At 40.9% G+C, this 18,869-nt stretch carries 15 protein-coding genes; all 15 read left to right on the forward strand.

Features of this window, described 5'->3' with window-relative positions:
* Positions 1-120 precede the first annotated feature (120 nt).
* Complete coding sequence (gene asnS, locus E7413_02670; protein ID MBE7018765.1) at positions 121-1,512, forward strand: asparagine--tRNA ligase; 1,392 nt, start codon at positions 121-123, stop codon at positions 1,510-1,512.
* Between the two features lie 34 nt (positions 1,513-1,546).
* Positions 1,547-2,308, forward strand: a complete 762-nt coding sequence (locus tag E7413_02675) for a hypothetical protein (protein MBE7018766.1) — start codon at positions 1,547-1,549, stop codon at positions 2,306-2,308.
* 27 nt (positions 2,309-2,335) lie between these two features.
* On the forward strand, positions 2,336-6,019 hold the full coding sequence (locus E7413_02680; protein MBE7018767.1) for a phosphoribosylformylglycinamidine synthase: 3,684 nt from the start codon (positions 2,336-2,338) through the stop codon (positions 6,017-6,019).
* Between the two features lie 14 nt (positions 6,020-6,033).
* A complete protein-coding gene (locus tag E7413_02685) occupies positions 6,034-6,843 on the forward strand; it encodes a purine-nucleoside phosphorylase (GenBank protein MBE7018768.1) in 810 nt (269 codons plus the stop codon).
* 25 nt (positions 6,844-6,868) lie between these two features.
* The gene (locus tag E7413_02690; GenBank protein MBE7018769.1) at positions 6,869-8,092 is read left to right on the forward strand and encodes an adenosylhomocysteinase; all 1,224 of its coding nucleotides are present in this window, start codon (positions 6,869-6,871) and stop codon (positions 8,090-8,092) included.
* 32 nt (positions 8,093-8,124) lie between these two features.
* Positions 8,125-9,987, forward strand: a complete 1,863-nt coding sequence (locus E7413_02695; GenBank protein MBE7018770.1) for a hypothetical protein — start codon at positions 8,125-8,127, stop codon at positions 9,985-9,987.
* Positions 9,988-10,019: 32 nt separating this feature from the next.
* Positions 10,020-11,324, forward strand: a complete 1,305-nt coding sequence (gene rsxC, locus E7413_02700) for an electron transport complex subunit RsxC (protein MBE7018771.1) — start codon at positions 10,020-10,022, stop codon at positions 11,322-11,324.
* Between the two features lie 69 nt (positions 11,325-11,393).
* Positions 11,394-12,374, forward strand: coding sequence for an RnfABCDGE type electron transport complex subunit D (locus E7413_02705; GenBank protein MBE7018772.1), 981 nt, complete (start codon positions 11,394-11,396; stop codon positions 12,372-12,374).
* Positions 12,352-12,897: an FMN-binding protein gene (locus E7413_02710; GenBank protein MBE7018773.1), complete on the forward strand. Its 546-nt coding sequence runs from the start codon at positions 12,352-12,354 to the stop codon at positions 12,895-12,897. Before E7413_02705 ends, E7413_02710 begins: the two co-directional genes overlap by 23 nt.
* Positions 12,897-13,493: an electron transport complex subunit E gene (locus E7413_02715; protein ID MBE7018774.1), complete on the forward strand. Its 597-nt coding sequence runs from the start codon at positions 12,897-12,899 to the stop codon at positions 13,491-13,493. Before E7413_02710 ends, E7413_02715 begins: the two co-directional genes overlap by 1 nt.
* Positions 13,486-14,073 carry an electron transport complex subunit RsxA gene (gene rsxA, locus E7413_02720; GenBank protein MBE7018775.1) on the forward strand — a complete coding sequence of 196 codons (588 nt, stop codon included), beginning with the start codon at positions 13,486-13,488 and terminating at the stop codon, positions 14,071-14,073. The genes E7413_02715 and rsxA overlap by 8 nt, the downstream gene beginning before the upstream one ends.
* A gap of 17 nt (positions 14,074-14,090) precedes the next feature.
* Positions 14,091-14,888: an RnfABCDGE type electron transport complex subunit B gene (locus tag E7413_02725; protein MBE7018776.1), complete on the forward strand. Its 798-nt coding sequence runs from the start codon at positions 14,091-14,093 to the stop codon at positions 14,886-14,888.
* 29 nt (positions 14,889-14,917) lie between these two features.
* On the forward strand, positions 14,918-15,958 hold the full coding sequence (rlmN, locus tag E7413_02730) for a 23S rRNA (adenine(2503)-C(2))-methyltransferase RlmN (GenBank protein MBE7018777.1): 1,041 nt from the start codon (positions 14,918-14,920) through the stop codon (positions 15,956-15,958).
* Positions 15,955-16,659 carry a Stp1/IreP family PP2C-type Ser/Thr phosphatase gene (locus E7413_02735; GenBank protein ID MBE7018778.1) on the forward strand — a complete coding sequence of 235 codons (705 nt, stop codon included), beginning with the start codon at positions 15,955-15,957 and terminating at the stop codon, positions 16,657-16,659. Before rlmN ends, E7413_02735 begins: the two co-directional genes overlap by 4 nt.
* A 34-nt stretch (positions 16,660-16,693) precedes the next feature.
* Positions 16,694-18,820, forward strand: a complete 2,127-nt coding sequence (pknB, locus tag E7413_02740; GenBank protein ID MBE7018779.1) for a Stk1 family PASTA domain-containing Ser/Thr kinase — start codon at positions 16,694-16,696, stop codon at positions 18,818-18,820.
* The last annotated feature ends 49 nt before the right edge of the window (positions 18,821-18,869 follow it).

An 18,869-nucleotide genomic window follows, 5' to 3' on the forward strand; every position in this document is an offset into this window, starting at 1 on the left:
AAGTCTTCCTTTTATGATTTTATTATGTTATAATAAAATATCAAATTATGGATTAGATATAATTATATACCAATCCAAACCAAATTCGTAATGAAAAAGAATAGATATGGAGGATAACTCATGCGCACCACAGAAATCAAAGAACTTTACAAAACTCACGCTTCCTTAGATCAGCAGGAAGTATTCGTAACCGGTTGGGTAAGAACCATCCGTGATTCCAAAGCATTCGGTTTTATCGAATTGAATGACGGAACATTTTTCAAAAATATTCAGATTGTTTTCAGTCAGGATAAATTAGATAATTATGCAGAAATTGCTGCCTTAAATGTGGGTGCTGCTTTGAGAGTAAGAGGAATTCTGTTAGAAACTCCCGAATCCAAACAGCCGTTTGAAATTCAGGCAGAAGAAATTATTATTGAAGGCGTTTCTTCTCCTGACTATCCTCTGCAGAAAAAACGTCACAGTGTGGAATATCTCCGTCAGATTGCGCACTTGCGTCCCCGTTCTAACCTGTTCTCTGCAGTGTTCCGCATCCGTTCGCTGGTTGCCTTTGCGATTCATCAGTTCTTCAACGAACGCGGATTTGTGTATGTGCACACTCCCATTATCACCGGTAGTGACTGTGAAGGTGCAGGTGAAATGTTTAGAGTAACTACTTTAGACTTAAACGAACTACCGATGGAAGATGGCAAAGTTGATTTTTCCGAAGACTTTTTCGGGAAATCCACCAACCTAACCGTTTCCGGTCAGCTGAATGTGGAAACTTATGCAATGGCATTCAAGAAAGTGTATACCTTTGGCCCCACTTTCCGTGCAGAAAATTCCAACACCAGCCGTCATGCTGCAGAATTCTGGATGATTGAGCCTGAAATTGCATTTGCTGATTTGAATGATGATATGGAACTGGCAGAAGCAATGCTGAAATACATTATTCGCTATGTTTTGGAACACGCTCCCGAAGAAATGGAATTCTTCAACAACTTTGTAGATAAAACACTGTTGGAAAGATTGAACTTTGTTGCAAATTCCGATTTTGGCAGAGTAACTTATACCGAAGCAGTTGAAATTTTAGAAAATTGCGGTGAAAAATTTGAGTATCCCGTAAAATGGGGTATTGACCTGCAGACCGAACACGAACGTTACTTAACCGAAACCGTGTTCAAAAAACCCATTTTTGTTACCGATTATCCCAAAGATATTAAAGCTTTCTATATGCGCTTAAATGATGACGGTAAAACCGTTGCAGCGATGGACTGCTTAGTTCCCGGTGTTGGCGAAATCATCGGTGGTAGCCAGAGAGAAGAAAGAATGGACGTTCTCTTGGAACGTATGAAAGAAATGGGCTTAAATGAAGAAGATTACGGATTCTATCTGGACTTAAGAAAATATGGTTCCAACAAACACGCAGGTTACGGTCTTGGATTTGAACGTGCAATTATGTATATAACCGGTATGTCAAACATCCGTGATGTAATTCCGTTCCCCAGAACAGTGGGCACAGCTGAGTTTTAAGCATCATCATATCTCGCAAGGAAGGATTGAAAAAATGGGATTATTCGAATTTATCGGATTTATATTGTTTGCCTTTGCGGTTTTTTATGTATTTAAAAAGCGCGCATCTATCGCATATCATAAGGGCGTGAAGGAGGTGCTTTCCGGAGATTCTTCGGTAGGTATGGAGCAGCTTCGAAAGGCATATAAACAAGGTCTTGCGCCGGCAAAGCAAATTCAGGTAGCATATGCTGAACTGAAATTTGGAGAGGAACGAGAAGCAAAAAAAATACTGAATCTTTTGTTGATGGATGCTAAAATAAAACCCGCAGTAAAAAGTCAGGCAAGATGCATGATGGCGATTATCGCTTTGCAGAATAAAGAAATTTTGGAAGCCAAAGAAATTTTGGAAGCCATTAAAGAAAGCGGATTTGTGAACAGTAATTTTTATGCCACTTATGGTTATATGGCAATTCTGACTGAAGATGAACAATATTACACAGATGTAAACGAAGAAGCTTATCGGTATAATTCCGATAATATGGTCATTTGCGATAATTACGGATTGTGCCTTTATAAAAAAGGTGAATACGAAAAAGCAAAAGAGATTTATGCAGCCTTAATGGATAAAAATCCAAATTTCCCCGAAGCGTATTACAATTACGGTTGTGTGTTGGATAGATTGGGAGAAGCCGAGCTGGCAATCCAAATGATGGAAGAATCTTTAAATCAGGAGTTTTCCGGTGTTACCACGATTCGAAGAGGTGCTGTGGAAGCTTATCTTCAAAGTCTAAAAAATCAAGTAGGAAAAGAATAAATGAAAGGATACAGTAGGAGTCAGGTTATGGAAATTTTTAGAATTTACGCAGAAAAAAAAGACGGCTTTGACATTGCAGCAAAATCCGTTTGCAAAGACTTAAGAGACAACTTAAATACCAAGGAACTGGAAAAAGTTCGTGTTCTGGTGCGTTACGATATTTACGGCATCACCAAAGAAGAATACGAAAAAGCAAAATATGTTATCTTCTCGGAGCCGATGCAGGATTTCGTTTATGACGAAACCGTGGATTTAGCAGATGCCAAAACTTTCGTGATGGAATATCTGCCCGGTCAGTATGACCAAAGAGCAGACTCAGCGGCACAGTGTGTGCAGGTTATTACCGGGAAAGAACGTCCCATCGTAAAAACGGCTACTGTATATGCTTTCTTAGGGAATGTTTCCGATGAAAAATTAGAAGAAATCAAAAAATATCTGATTAACCCTGTAGAAGCAAGAGAAGCTAAAGCTGAAAAACCCACCACATTAATTGATGTGGTTACCGAACCTGCAGATGTTGCTGTGATCGATGGCTTCATCACTGCAGATGAAATTGCATTGAAAAAGATGCTTTCTGACTATGGCTTCGCTATGGACTTTGATGATATTTCCTTCTGTCAGAAATATTTTAAAGACGAAGAGGGAAGAGACCCCACTTTAACCGAGCTTCGTATGATTGACACCTACTGGTCTGACCATTGCCGTCATACCACTTTTGCAACTCACTTAACCGACATCAAAGTGGAAGACGAATTGGTAAATGAAGTTTACAATGATTATTGCAATGCAAGAATAACTCTCGGCAGAAGCGAGAAACCCATTTGCTTAATGGATATTGCCACCATTGCTGCAAAAGAACTGAAGAAAATGGGTTACTTAAAGAACTTAGACGAATCTGAAGAAATCAATGCATGTTCCATTGAGGTAGAAGCAGAAGTAAACGGCAAAAAAGAAGCTTACCTCATTATGTTTAAAAACGAAACCCATAACCATCCCACCGAAATTGAACCTTTTGGTGGTGCAGCAACCTGTCTGGGTGGCGCAATCCGTGACCCGTTATCCGGCCGTTCCTATGTGTATCAGGCAATGCGTATTACCGGTAGCGGTGACCCGAGAAAATCCTTAAAAGATACCTTACCCGGTAAACTGCCTCAGAGAAAAATTTCCAAAGTTGCAGCGAAAGGTTACAGCTCCTACGGTAATCAGATTGGTCTGGCAACCGGCTTGGTAAGAGAAGTATATGATGAAGGCTATGTTGCAAAACGTTTGGAAATCGGTGCCGTTGTGGGTGCTGTTCCGAAAGCAAGCGTAGTTAGAGAACGTCCTCAGCCCGGCGATAAAATTATTCTGCTGGGTGGCAGAACCGGACGTGACGGTTGCGGCGGTGCAACCGGTTCATCCAAAGCACACACGATGGAATCTTTAGAATCCTGCGGTGCAGAAGTGCAGAAGGGTAATCCTCCTGAAGAACGTAAAATCCAGCGTCTGATGAGAAAGAAAGAAGTTACCACCTTAATCAAACGTTGTAATGACTTTGGTGCAGGCGGTGTGTCTGTTGCCATCGGTGAACTGTGTGACGGTCTGGTAATTCAGCTGGACAAAGTTCCGAAAAAATACGAAGGTTTAGATGGAACCGAACTGGCAATTTCCGAGTCTCAGGAACGTATGGCAGTTGTGGTTGCAGCAAGTGATGCAGACAAATTCATTGCTTATGCTAATGAAGAAAACTTAGAAGCAACTTTAGTTGCCGATGTTACCGACACCAATCGACTGGAAATGTACTGGAGAGGCAATAAGATTGTAAATCTGTCCAGAACCTTCTTAAATTCCAACGGTGCTTCCAAACAGGCAAAAGTAACCGTTCCCAAAATTGAACTGAAAAACGCATTATGCGGAGAATTCTCTGATTTAGACGAAATGCTCTCCGACTTGAATATCTGCTCTCAGAAGGGCTTGATTGAAAACTTTGACTCCACCATCGGTGCGGCAACTGTTTTAATGCCTTTCGGAGGAAAATATGAACTGACCCCCGAAGACGTTATGGCGGCAAAAATCCCCGTTGAATACGGTGATACCACTACCGCTACCGTAATGAGCTACGGTTATAATTCCAAACTGTCTTCTGTATCCACCTTCCACGGTGCATACTACGCGGTAATTGAATCTGTTGCAAGAATTATTGCGGCAGGTGCCAAACTGTCCGACACTTATTTAACCTTCCAGGAATATTTTGAACGTCTGCGTGATGAATCAACCCGTTGGGGAAAACCCTTTGCAGCGTTGCTGGGTGCATACCACGCTCAGAAACTGCTTAAAATTGCAGCAATCGGCGGTAAAGACTCTATGTCCGGTTCCTTTAACGATATGGACGTGCCTCCCACATTGGTATCCTTTGCGATTGCACCTGTGTCTACCAAAAATGTTATTTCCCGGGAAATGAAACAGAAAAATTCCAAAGTATATCTGTTGGAAACTCCTGTTTTAGAAAACGGACTCCTTGACATGGATAAATTCTTGGAAAATATCCATTGGTTAGAAGAAAACTTAGCAAACGGTACTGTGATTTCTGCTTCTGCTGTTTCTTACGGCGGTATTGCAGAAGCAGTCACCAAAATGGTGCTGGGTAACCGCATTGGTTTCACTTTTGCAAAAGAAGACGGTTTATTTGATAAAAAATACGGTTCTTTCGTGGTAGAAACCGAAAAAGATTTAGACCTTACCTTAATCGGTACTACCAATGAATCTGAAGCCATCGTGATGGGCGGCAAAGAATATGACTTAGCTCAGCTGTCTGACACATTTGAAAAACCCTTAGCAAAAGTATATCCCCCTTATGCAGATGAAATCAGCGGTGAAATGGCAGATTGTGAATACAAAGCTGCAAACATTGTGACTTCTTCCATCAAGGTGGCAAAACCCAAGGTGTTAATTCCCGTATTCCCCGGTTCCAACTGTGAATACGACTCTGCAAGACGCTTTGAAAAAGCAGGTGCAGAACCCGAAATTATGGTATTTAAAAACTTGACTGTTTCTATGTTGGAAGAATCCGTGGAAGCAATGGCGAATGCTATCGAAAAATCTCAGATTATGATGATTCCCGGCGGTTTCTCCGGTGGTGACGAGCCCGACGGCAGCGGTAAATTCATTTCCGCAGTGTTAAGAAACCCAAAAATCAAAGATGCAATCAACAGACTGCTGTATCAGAGAGATGGTCTGATGTTAGGTATCTGTAACGGTTTCCAGGCGTTAATTAAATTAGGTCTGGTTCCTTACGGCGACATTTTAGAACCCAACGAAAACTGGCCTACCTTAACCTTTAACACCATTCCTCGTCATATTTCGACAATGGTAGACGTAAAAGTAGCATCCAATCTGTCTCCCTGGTTAGCAAATACCAAGGTTGGCGATGTGTATAAAACTGCAATTTCTCACGGGGAAGGCAGATTCACTGCACCCAAAGCAGTGTTGGATGAACTGATTAAAAATGGTCAGGTGGCTACTCAGTACGTTGATCCCAACGGCAATCCCACCTATGATCCCAGATATAATCCCAATGGTTCTTTATGCTCCATTGAAGGTATCACCTCCAAAGACGGCAGAATCTTTGGTAAAATGGGTCACTCTGAACGTATTGCAGATAGCTTGTATAAAAATATCGACGGTTCTTTTGATATGAAACTCTTTGAATCCGGCGTAGCATACTTCAAATAAAAGAGGTATTATAAATGTCTAATTATCAGAAAGCAGCAGCTTTCTTACAGGAAAAAATTGACGGAGCCTACGATACCTGCGTGGTATTAGGCTCCGGCTACGGCAATTTAATCGACAAATTGCCTAATAAATTGACAATATCATACAGTGAAATCCCCGGTTTTCCTGTTTCTACGGTACCGGGGCATCGGGGAGAAATGGTTTTTGCCGAAATGAACGGAAAAAACGTGATTTTTATGTCAGGTCGTTTTCATTTTTATGAAGGCTATTCCATGGGCGAAGTCACCTTCTATGTGAGAGTATTAAAGCTTCTCGGTGTTTCCAATTTGATTCTCACCAATGCAACCGGAGGCATCAATCCCGATTTTCGTGCAGGGGATTTGGTTGTGATTTCCGATCATATCAAATTAGGGTTACAAAGTCCTTTGCTTGGCCCAAATGATGAAACCTTTGGTCCTCGTTTTCACGATATGTCCTGCGCATATTCTATGGAGTTGAGAGAACATTGCAAAACTGCCTTCCAAAAAGTTGGGGTTCCCTATAAAACCGGTGTGTATGTGATGACGGGCGGACCTCAGTTTGAAACACCTGCGGAAATTCGTGCCTTTGGCATTTTAGGTGCTGATATGGTAGGAATGTCCACCGTGCCGGAAGTCATTGTGGCAAATCACTGTGGGATGAATGTACTTGGCATTTCCTTAATTACCAATTTAGCTGCAGGAATTTCCAAAGCGCCCCTTTCTCACGAAGAAGTGGTGGAGGAAGGAAGAAAAGCTACTGAAACATTTTGGAAGGTATTATCTGAACTGATGTACCTGATCTAACAATGATAATATAAAGGAAAAAATTATGAATGATTTAGTTTTAAGCGGTCAGAAGAAAATCGCCTGGGCAAAACGTTTTATGCCCGTGTTAACCGAAATTGAAAAAGACTTTGTGGAAAAACAGGTGTTTTCAGGATTAAAAATCACTGTTTGTATTCATTTAGAAGCAAAAACAGCCTGCTTTGTAAAGATGCTCAAAAACGCAGGTGCCATTGTAACCGCAACCGGATGCAATCCCTTATCCACTCAGGATGATGTGTGTGAAGCATTACGGGCAGACGGAATCCGTGTGTGTGCAAAACACGGCGTCTCTATGGAAGAGTACGAACGTCATCTGGAAGAGTCTTTATCCGACGGTCCCGATTTGATTTTGGATGACGGCGGTGATTTAACCGATATTATCCACCATAAAATGCCTCATCTTGCAGACAACCTGATTGGTGGCACCGAAGAAACCACCACAGGGGTAAACCGCTTAAAAAATTTAGCACAAAAAGGCGAAATTAAATATCCCATTATCGCTGCAAACGATGCGATGATGAAATTTTTATTCGATAACCGTTACGGAACAGGGCAGTCTGTCTGGGATGGTATCAACCGTACCACCAACTTAGTGGTTGCAGGAAAAACCGTTGTGATTGCAGGTTACGGTTGGTGCGGACGTGGCGCAGCCCTTCGTGCAAAAGGGTTGGGTGCCAAGGTTATTATCACCGAAATTGATGAAATCAAAGCCATCGAAGCGGTGATGGATGGCCACACCGTGATGAAAATGGATGACGCTGCAAAATTAGGTGATATTTTTGTAACCTTAACAGGATGCAAAGATGTTATCACCAAAGAACATTTTAACGTGATGAAAAATGGTGCGGTGTTAGCAAATGCAGGTCATTTTGATGTAGAAATCAATAAAAATGATTTATTGTCCTTAAGTGTTTCTCACGAAGAAACCCGTCAGAATATTGAAACCTACACTTTAACTAACGGCAACGAAATTCATCTGCTGGCTGAAGGCAGATTGGTAAACTTAGCAGCAGGGGATGGACATCCTGCCGAAATTATGGATATGAGTTTTTCCGTGCAGGCATTGGCATTACATTATTTAAAAGCGCATAAAGATGAATTACTGCCCGGTATGCACTATCTGCCCGAAGAAATTAACCGAAAGATAGCAAAAATTAAGTTGGAATCTTTGGGAGCGGGTTTGGACGCACTTACTGCTGAACAGAAAAGTTATTATTTCTGTGAATAATAATAATTGAACGGATTTTGAGGAATTGAGTTATGAAGAAGATTTTTACGAAAACAAATTTATGGATTATGGGGATTTCTCTTTTGGTAATTGTATTGCTTTGCTTTATGATTCCCCCCATTTGCGATACCTATAATGCGGCAGCCGCTTCCAAAGGGGTTTCTTTTTGCGGTACCTCTGTTGGCGGAAAAACCGAAGAAGAAATTTCTGCTTTGATTGATGCAGAAATTCAGAAGACCAAGGGGATTAGTGTTACTGTGGAAGACAAAACGGTTGCTTTGGATTTGAATTCTGCAGGCTTCTCTATTGACAAGGAAAAAACTTTGGCAGATATTATGTCTGCGGGGAAAAATAATTTCTTTGATAATTTTGTCATTCGTTGGAGCAACAGAGATATTGCTCCCAGTGTAGTTATGGATGAAGAAATGTTTACTACAGTTTTAAAGACTCTTCTGACTCAGGAAGGATTTCAAGTACAGCGCTTTGAATTTACGATTAACGAAAACGTTGCTGACATTGTGTTATCTGATGAAACTCATGTATTTGATTTTGAGCTGTTATTCTCTGAAATTACAGAGCAGTATCCCGATATTCAGGACGCATATCAACTGACCAAACGTGTTGCCGGACCTTTGACCGCAGCGGAAATGGCAAAGGACATCAATCTTCCTGTGGTTGATGCCAGAATCGAGGTGCAAGATGGGAAAAAAGTTGTGTTGCCTCATCAGACAGGACTTCAGATTGATGAAGCTGTGTTAGCACAAATGTTGGCCAGCGGAGAAAGAGAGTTCAGTGTTCCCGTAACCGTATTAGAACCTAACGTACGTACCGATGAACTTTCTACAGATGCTTTCCCCAATCGTTTGTCTATTTTTTCTACTGAATATAATGAAGACGAAGTTTCCCGTAGTTCTAATGTAAAATTAGCAGCAGAAAAAGTAAACGGAACAGTGTTAAACAGTGGAGATGTATTCTCCTTTAATGAAGTTGTTGGAAAGCGTTCCTACGAAAACGGTTTTAAGGATGCGAAAATTTTCCTGGCAGACAGCGTGGTTGACGGTACCGGTGGCGGTATTTGCCAGGTTTCCTCCACCATCTATCCTGCTGCATTGTATAGCGATTTAAAGATTGTTGAACGTAAAAATCATAATTTTGTGGTGGCTTATGCGGAGCCCGGTGTTGATGCTACCGTAGTATACGGCTCTATTGATTTTAAATTTGAAAATTCAATGCAGAATCCCATCAAAATTAAAGCATATGCTGAAAATGGGGTAATGACTGTTGAAATTTGGGGAACCAAAGAAAACAACAATACTGTTGAAATCACTACTGAAAATTTAGGGTATTACGGCCGTGGGGTGAAATACGTGTATAATCCCTCTTTGGCAGCCGGAAAAAGTATTGTAACGCAATATGGTTACGATGGTCAGGATGTGCGTACATACCGTATTGTAAAAGATGAAAGCGGTAATGTAATTCGTACCGATGATTTAGGTGTTTCCAATTACATTCCCTTAACAAAAATTATTCAGACCTCCAATGCAGGCTTAGCAGGAACTGTTGCCAGCACGGCTCCCTCAGTTCCTCAAACAAATGAAGCTGAAAGTGAAGCAAATAGCACCGCCGGGGAATCTCAAACAACTATTGAATCGGAAAATACTGCTGCAACCGAACAGATTCCTGTAGGAGAATCTACTCAGCAAACTTCCCAATCACCTGAAACTACTACCGGTGGAGATTCTGCGGATACTTCGTCATCCGTTTCTCAAGAATCTACTCAGTCTACACAAACATCCCAGCCTTCTGTATCTTCACAGAACACAGAAGCTGCTCCGAGTGCAGAATCTTCTATCCCTCCTTTAGCAGAAGCACCCGTAGCGGCAGAAGTAGAATAAAAATTGTTAAATCATGAGGAGGATTTTGCAATATGGCACGTACATTTCGAGGAGGATTTCATCCTCCGGAACGTAAAGATATTACTGCAGCAAAAAAAATCGTTGCTTTAGCAACTCCGAATACCATTATGATTCCCATGTCACAACATATCGGGGCACCTTGTAAACCCTTGGTAAAAGTTGGTGATGAGGTAAAAATGGGGCAGAAAATTGGTGAACCGTCCGGCTTTGTTTCGGTTCCTGTGCATTCCTCTGTTTCCGGTAAGGTAATAGCAATAGAAGAACGTCCGCACACAGGACTTGGAAAATGCTTGGCTGTGGTGATTGAGAATGATGGACTAAACACCGTTTGTGAAACAGTGATTCCCAAAAATCCCGGTAAAATGTCTGCCCAGGAATTGGTTGAAGCCATCAAAGAAGCCGGTATTGTGGGAATGGGTGGAGCTACTTTTCCAACCTTTATCAAATTATCTCCTCCCGAAGGCAAAAAAGCTGATTGTGTAATTTTAAACGGTGCAGAATGTGAACCTTTTTTAACTGCCGATCATCGTATGATGTTGGAACATCCCGATGATATTATCGACGGGTTAAAAATTATGATGAAAATCTTAAATGTGCATCGAGGTTATATCGCTATTGAAGATAATAAACAAGATGCCTTCCGCTTATTGAGTGAAAAGTGTAAAGAAGAATTTGATATCGAGGTAATTCTCGTAAAAACAAAATATCCCCAGGGTAGTGAAAAACAGCTGATTGATTCTGTTTTGAAACGTGAGGTGAAATCCGGTCAATTACCCATTGATGCGGGTGTTGTGGTGCAAAATGTAGCATCTGCAGCTGAAATTTCCACGGCAATCAGAACCGGGATGCCTCTTATCAAGAGAGTCGTTACCGTTTCAGGTAGCGGTGCAAAAAATCCTGAAAATTTGTTAGTTAGAATCGGTACTCCTTTATCTTGTCTGGCAGAACATGTGGGCCTTACCGACGGAATAAAAAAAGTATTGGCAGGTGGTCCGATGATGGGAACCGCGCAGTACACTTTAGAGGCACCTGTGATGAAAGGAACTTCAGGACTTTTATTCTTTACTGATAAGGAATATCGTCATTATGAACCGAAAGATTGCTTAAAATGCGGAAGATGCGTAAAGCACTGCCCGATGAGATTGATGCCGCTTATGATTATGGCACATGCAGAACTGCATAATTACGATCAGGCTGTTCGTTACGGACTTAAGGATTGTATGGAATGCGGAACTTGCAGTTATATCTGTCCCTCAAGAAGACACTTAGTGCAAACCATTAAAATTGCTAAAGCAAGTCTTCCGAAAAAACAATAGATTTCTTCATCGGAATTATTGTATAGAAAGGATTATTAGCAAGGTGCCTTTTGGCATTTGGTGACTGTTATGAATGAAAAATTGATTGTATCTACTTCGCCTCATATTCAAACCAATTTTGGAATCGGAAAAATTATGAGTAATGTTTTGATTGCATTGATTCCTGCAATTGGGGCTGCAACTTGGATTTTTGGGATTCGTGCATTGATTTTAATCATTGTTTCTGTGACCTCAGCAATGTTGTTTGAACATTTGTGGTGTACACTTTTTAAAAAGCCAACTACCATTTTTGACGGTAGTGCTGCAATCACCGGCGTATTGCTTGCATTGACCTTGCCCGTCGGTGTAGCTTGGTATATTCCTGTGGTTGGCTCCTTTTTTGCAATTATTGTTGCAAAATGTCTGTTTGGCGGATTAGGAAATAACTTTATTAATCCCGCTTTGGCAGGTCGTGCCTTTTTGTTGGCATCTTACTCACTTCCGATGACTACTTGGACTGCTCCTTTTTCTTATCAGGCTTCCTCTGTGGATGCAGTTTCTTATGCTACTCCTTTAAAACTTTTGAAAGCAGGAGAGCAGGTAAACCTCAGTTACATGGATATGCTTTTTGGAAATATGGGCGGTGCTATGGGTGAAGTTTGTGCCGTTGCTTTAATTTTGGGATTTATTTATTTGTGGGCACGGAAAATTATTCAACCTCATGCAACCTTCTCCTATGTAGTAACGGTTGCCCTGTTAGGTTGGTTCTTTGGTTATCAGGGATTGATGAGTGGTGATCCCATTGCTTCTGTGTTAACCGGCGGCGTATTACTGGGTGGAATTTTTATGTTAACGGATTACACTACCTCTCCCACCACAGGAAAGGGCAATATCATTGCCGGTATTTTAGCAGGTGCTTTAACCATTTTTATTCGAGTGAAGGGCGGTTATCCGGAAGGTGTTTGTTATTCCATTTTATTGGTAAATATTTTAGCACCTCAAATTGACAAATTAGTTCTTCCTAAAAAATACGGTGCACAAAGGAGACATGTTGCAGATGAAAAAAAATGATAACATTTTCGTTTTAGCAATCAAACTGTTTGTAATATGTTTGGTAGTTGCACTGGGCTTATCCGCTTTAAATTATGTGACGAAACCGATTATTGATGAATTGACTGAATCCAAAAAAGCAGAAGCAATGCAATCTGTTTTATCTGATTGTGAGTTGGAAAAATTCAGTGATGCAGTTTATGTCGGAATTGAGAATGGCGAAATAAAAGGGTATGCAGTAAATGTTGTAACTCCGGAAGGCTACGGTGGCGATATTGAGCTGATTGTCGGTTTCGATGCCGATTTTAATGTAACCGGCGTGGAATATATTTCAATGTCTGAAACTCCTGGTCTTGGTTCCCGTGCGAAAGAAGAGCCTTTTGCATCCCAGTTTAACGGAAAGCCGGCTCAGGATTTTTCCGAAATTCAGGCGATGACAGGTGCTACTGTCACCTCGAAAGCCGTAAATGGTGCCATCAATCAGGCATCTGATATGGCAAAAGAGGCAAAAGAGGCGAAAGAGACAAAGGAGGGTGCTAAATAATGAAAGCGTTTTTTAAAAAAATGTTTCAGGAAAATCCTGTATTTGTGCTACTCCTTGGGATGTGTCCCACATTAGGAACCTCCACCTCCATTATCAATGGTTTGGGAATGGGCTTATCCGCTACTTTGGTTCTAATCTGCTCTAATTTCTTTATTTCTATTTTAAGAAAATTTATTCCCGATAAAATCAGAATTGCTTCTTACATTGTAATTATTGCAGGATTTGTAACCGCAGTGGAAATGGCTTTAAAAGCATATCTTCCAGACATTTCTGCATCTTTGGGGGTATTTATTCCGTTAATTGTGGTAAACTGCATTATCTTGGCTAGAGCAGAAAGCTTTGCATCCAAAAATACTCCCGGAAAATCTGCGGTTGACGGTCTTTGCATGGGACTTGGTTTCACGGTTGCGCTGGTAATTTTATCTTCCATCCGTGAATTGCTTGGAAACGGAAGCTTAGCAGGAATTTCTGTGTTCGGTCCCAATTATCCCAAAGCTATTATGATGATTCTTCCTCCGGGCGGATTTATCGTTTTGGGGATTGTGTTGGGCGTGATCAATGCAATGAGAACGAAGGGAGGCACCAAAAATGGTTGATGTTGGCAAATTATTTTCCATTTTAATTACCACCATTTTGGTGGAGAACTTTGTTTTAGTTAAATTTTTAGGATGTTGCCCGTTCCTTGGGGTATCCAAAAAAACAAGTACCGCTCTAGCTATGGGAATGGCGGTTACTTTTGTTATGGCGCTTGCCAGTGCTATGACGTGGCTCGTGAATCATTTCGTTTTAGTTCCGTTTCAGTTGGAATATTTGCAGACAATTGCATTTATTTTGGTAATTGCGGCATTGGTTCAGATTGTTGAAATGGCGATTATGAAGTTAAGCCCGCCGTTGTATGCGTCTTTGGGAATTTATTTGCCCTTAATTACCACCAACTGTGCTGTGCTTGGCGTTGCTATTTTAAATGTGCAAAAAGATTACGGATTTTTAGAAAGTCTGGTATCCGGGATTGCCGCAGCTTTGAGCTTTACTTTGGCAATCTGGTTGTTTGCGGGTGTAAGAGAACGTTTGGAAAATTCTAAGATTCCTTCTTTTATGAAGGGAATGCCAATTGCTTTGGTATCTGCGGGATTGATTGCGATGGCGTTTTTAGGATTTGCCGGTATGAAACTGTAGACGAAAGGAAATAGATTATGACAAATATTTTAAGTGCAACGATTGCAATTTCGGCTATGGGTCTTGTGTTCGGTGCGCTCCTCGGTCTTGCTGCAAAGATTTTTTATGTAAAGCAGGATGAAAAATTACCACTGATTACCGAAGCTTTGCCCGGCGCAAACTGTGGTGGATGTGGCTACGCAGGATGTTCACAGTGTGCTGCAGCAATTCTTTCAGGAGAAGCAAAGGCCAATGTGTGTCCTGTGGGTGGAAAAGAAACTGCGGCAACTATTTCCAAAATTTTGGGAGTGGAAGCGGAAGTTTTTGAAAAGAAAGCTGCATTTGTGCGTTGTGAAGGTTGCACCGATGTTGCAGAAATTAAATTTCAGTATGATGGTATCTTAGACTGTGTTTCTGCTGCCCGTATGATTGGTGGCGGTTATAAGGCTTGCAGCAACGGTTGTTTGGGGTATGGTTCTTGTGTGCAGGTATGTGATTTTGGTGCTATCAGCATTAAAAACGGGATTGCAGTGGTGGATTTTCATAAATGTACTGCCTGCGGACAGTGCGTGAAAGCTTGTCCCAAACAGCTCATCACCATTATTTCTGAAAAAGACAAATATGTGGTAAAATGTCGGAATACCGATAAAGGTGCCCTGGTAAAGCAGGAATGTCAGGCTGGTTGTATCGGTTGTTCTCTTTGCCAAAGAAATTGCCCCAATGAGGCTGTAAAGGTGGATCATTATCTGGCAACCATTGACCCCGAAAAATGTGTGGGGTGCGGTATTTGTATGGAAAAATGTCCTAAGAAGATTATTAAAAAAGTTACTTTATAAAAACGAAGGAAGGAATTGTGCGTTCTTCTATGAAACAGAATATTAAAAATTTACTTTTCTCTGAATTAGAAGAATATTTTTTGCAAAAATACCGCCAGAAGTTTCGAGCCAAACAAATTTTTAAATGGCTTTCTCTGGGGGTTACTTCCTTTGAAGAAATGACAGATATTTCCAAAAAAATGGCAGCAGAATTATCAGAGGATTTTTATATTTCTGATTTGAAGGTTGTGAAAAAAGAAGTTTCCCGAGACGGTACTGTCAAATTTTTATATGAATTGGGAGACGGCAATACCATTGAAAGCGTATTGATGGATTATAAACACGGTTACAGCATTTGTATTTCCACCCAGGTGGGATGCAATATGGGATGCACATTTTGTGCATCCACTGTAGGCGGCAAAGTGCGAGATTTGGAAGCAGGCGAAATTTTAGACCAGGTTCTTTTTACCGCAAAAGGTGAGGGGAAACGGATTTCCAACATTGTGTTGATGGGAATCGGCGAACCTCTGGATAATTATGAGAATGTGCTTCGTTTTTTAAAAAATGTAAATGATGAACACGGTATCAATATTGGTTATCGGCATATTTCTTTGTCCACTTGCGGTTTGGTTGATGGTATTAACCGATTGGCGGAGGAAAATATTCCGTTAACCTTATCGGTTTCTCTTCATGCTCCCAACGATACGATTCGAAATAAAACAATGCCTGTTTCCAGAAAGTACCCGTATGAAACATTACTCAAAGCTGTGAAACAATATGTGAAAAAAACAGGAAGACGCGTTTCCTTTGAATATACTTTGATCAAAGACGTGAATGACAGACCCGAACATGCAAAAGAGCTGATCGGGCATTTAAAAGGAATGCTTTGTCATGTTAATTTAATTCCGGTAAATCCGGCACGGGGCAGTATGTCCCCCTCAGAGAAAAAAAGAATTGCAGAGTTTCAGCAAATGTTGATGTCAGGCGGATTGAACGCTACGGTTAGACGGACCCTTGGCACAGACATTAACGCTGCTTGCGGTCAGTTGAGACGAGCTGCATCCAATAGAAAGGAAGGTGAGCCCCTATGATACACGGTATCACAGACGTCGGAAAAAAACGTTCTTTAAATGAGGACAGTTTTTATTTTGAAAATCAGAAACAAGGATTTTTAATTATTGTTTCCGATGGAATGGGTGGTCATAATGCAGGTGAAATTGCAAGTGCAATGGCGGTGAGTTCCATTTTAGAATTTGCTAAAGTAAACGATCCTTTTTCGGATCCTGAAGTTTTTTTAAGAAATGCAATTTCGTATGCAAATACCCAAATTTATCAGGAAGCTTGCAGCAATAATGAATTAAGCGGAATGGGAGCAACCATAGTGGTAGCTGTTGGAAATTCCAAAAAAATGTATGTTGCCAATGTGGGAGATTCCAGGGCTTATCTGATATCCAAAGAAAAAATAACGCAAATCACCAAGGATCATTCTTATGTGTATGAACTGGTGAAAAATGGAGTGATTTCTCCCGAGGAAGCAAAAACTCATCCTCGTAGAAATGAAATTTTAAAGGCACTTGGGATTGCACCGGAAGTGTATCCCGACATTTTCTTCTTAAACACAGAGAGAACAGACAAACTTCTTTTGTGTACCGATGGACTTACATCGCACGTATCGGATGAAGAAATTTTCAACCTTGTAAACCGATATACCCGCAAGGCGGCCACGGAAGCTTTAGTAAAGCTTGCAAATGAATATGGCGGATCAGATAATATCACGATAGTTCTTCGGTAGAACCGATAAGAAATCGAAATAAGGAGAAAAGATTATGATTGGAAAAATTCTGGGCGGAAGATATGAGCTTTTAGAATTAATTGGCGTGGGAGGCATGTCTCACGTATATAAAGCAAGATGTAACCTCTTAAATCGTTTTGTAGCCGTAAAAATTTTAAAGGATGAATTTAACGAGGATAAAGAATTTATCAAGCGTTTCTATATTGAATCTCAGGCGGCGGCATCCTTGTCCAGCCCACATATTGTATCTGTGTATGATGTGGGTGAAGAAGATAGTATTCATTATATTGTTATGGAATATGTGGAAGGGGTCACTCTAAAAGAAGTGATTAAAGCCAACGGAGTTTTGGCGTGGAATGTTGCACTTAATTTTTCATTGCAGATTCTTTCTGCATTAGAATGTGCGCATAAGAACGGTATTGTTCATCGTGACATTAAACCTTTAAATATCATTGTAACCGATGACGGTGTGTTAAAAGTGACTGATTTTGGTATTGCCAGAGCAGTTAACAACAACGAAACCAAGAAGATTGACAGTGATGTAATCGGTTCGGTACATTACATTTCTCCTGAGCAGGCAAAAGGCATTATGATTGATGCCAGATGCGATATCTATTCTTTAGGGATTGTGATGTATGAAATGCTGACCGGAAAATTGCCCTATGATGGGGATAATCCGGTTTCGGTAGCGTTAATGCACTTAAGTTCTGAGCCGGTTTCCATTAAGGACTTAAATATTTCTGTGCCCAATGAATTGGTTCGCATTGTTACCAAATCCATGCAGAGAGATGTGTTGAACCGTTATCAGAGTGCCAAAGAAATGTCTGCCGAATTGACCGAATTCAAAAAGGTGGAAAATCTCACCACAAAAGAAAATGAAGATGCTTTCGTTTTAGAAACGATTGAAATGGTAAATCTGGCAAGACATGATGCAGGAATTGAACTTCCCGGAAGAAATCAGCGTGCACAAAGACAGGGCGCAGAAGAGACAATTGTGCAGAGATACCATGATGAAGACGAAGATATTCCTAAGGCAAAGAAAAAGAAAAAAACTAGCGGAAAATCGGATAAAACTGCTTTTTGGACAGCTATCGGTGCTTCAACGGCAATTGTGCTTGTGGTAGCTTTTCTGATTATAAGTACATTTTTCCCCAATATGAAGAACTCTAAAAATAATGATAAAGTGTATTATCTGACGAATATGGAAGGTCAGAATTTCTATGAAGTCCGCGACAAATTAGAAGAAGCCGGTTTTGAAATTATTGTGAATGAGGTTCAGGATGACAGTAAAGAAGAAGGAACCATTTTAAAACAGTCTCCTTACGGCAATATTTCTGTAAAAGTAGGCAGTACCGTTTTGGAATTTGATATTGTGGGCAATGATTCTTCCGGAGAAAAAATCTCTGTTCCCAGAGTAACCAACAAACGAAAAGACCAGGCGGTGGACGAGTTAACTAAAGCAGGGTTAACGGTTCGAGTTGTTGAAGAAGAGTCTTCAACAACTCAGGCAGGATACGTTTTTCGACAGGACCCCATTGCCACCAGTATTGTGAAAAAAGGTAGCGAAGTTATTGTTTATGTTTCTAAAAAAGATGGTGAATCTGAAACCATTACAGTTCCTGATTTTGTGGGAATGGAAAAAGATGCTGCTACCAAAAAAGCAGCCGAGTTAGGCTTTACTGTTGTGATTATTGAAAAAGAAGGCAGCTCTAATATCGGTAAGGTAATTTCGCAGTCTTTGAAAAAAGGCGATGACGTTGGAGAAGGAACCACGATTCAGTTAACTGTTGCAGTGGAAAAAACAACTCCTTCAGCATCTCCTTCACCCACTCCTTCCGCAACTCCTACCGCAACACCTACTGCGACACCCACAGCGACTCCTACTGCAACACCTACTGCAACTCCAACTCCTACCCCCAGTGAGGAGCCGGCAGAACCCGTTTCCAATACAGTTGTGACCAAATCCTGGAGTGTTGATTTACCGCAGGATAAAGATAACGCAACAGTTGTTGCAAAACGAGACGGTGTTGTTGTGTATCAGCAGGAATGTGATACTTCTTCCGGTTCGGTAAATGTGGCAGTAAGAGGTAGCGGTACTCAAACCGTTGAAATTACAGTAGATGGGCAGGTATTTATCAATCAGTCCGTTGCATTTAACTAATTGCTAGAATATTTAACAGAAAAGAGGTGCAGGTGCAATTTGAAAGGTT

The organism is Oscillospiraceae bacterium (genome assembly GCA_015068645.1).
GTDB lineage: Bacteria > Bacillota > Clostridia > UMGS1840 > UMGS1840 > SIG452.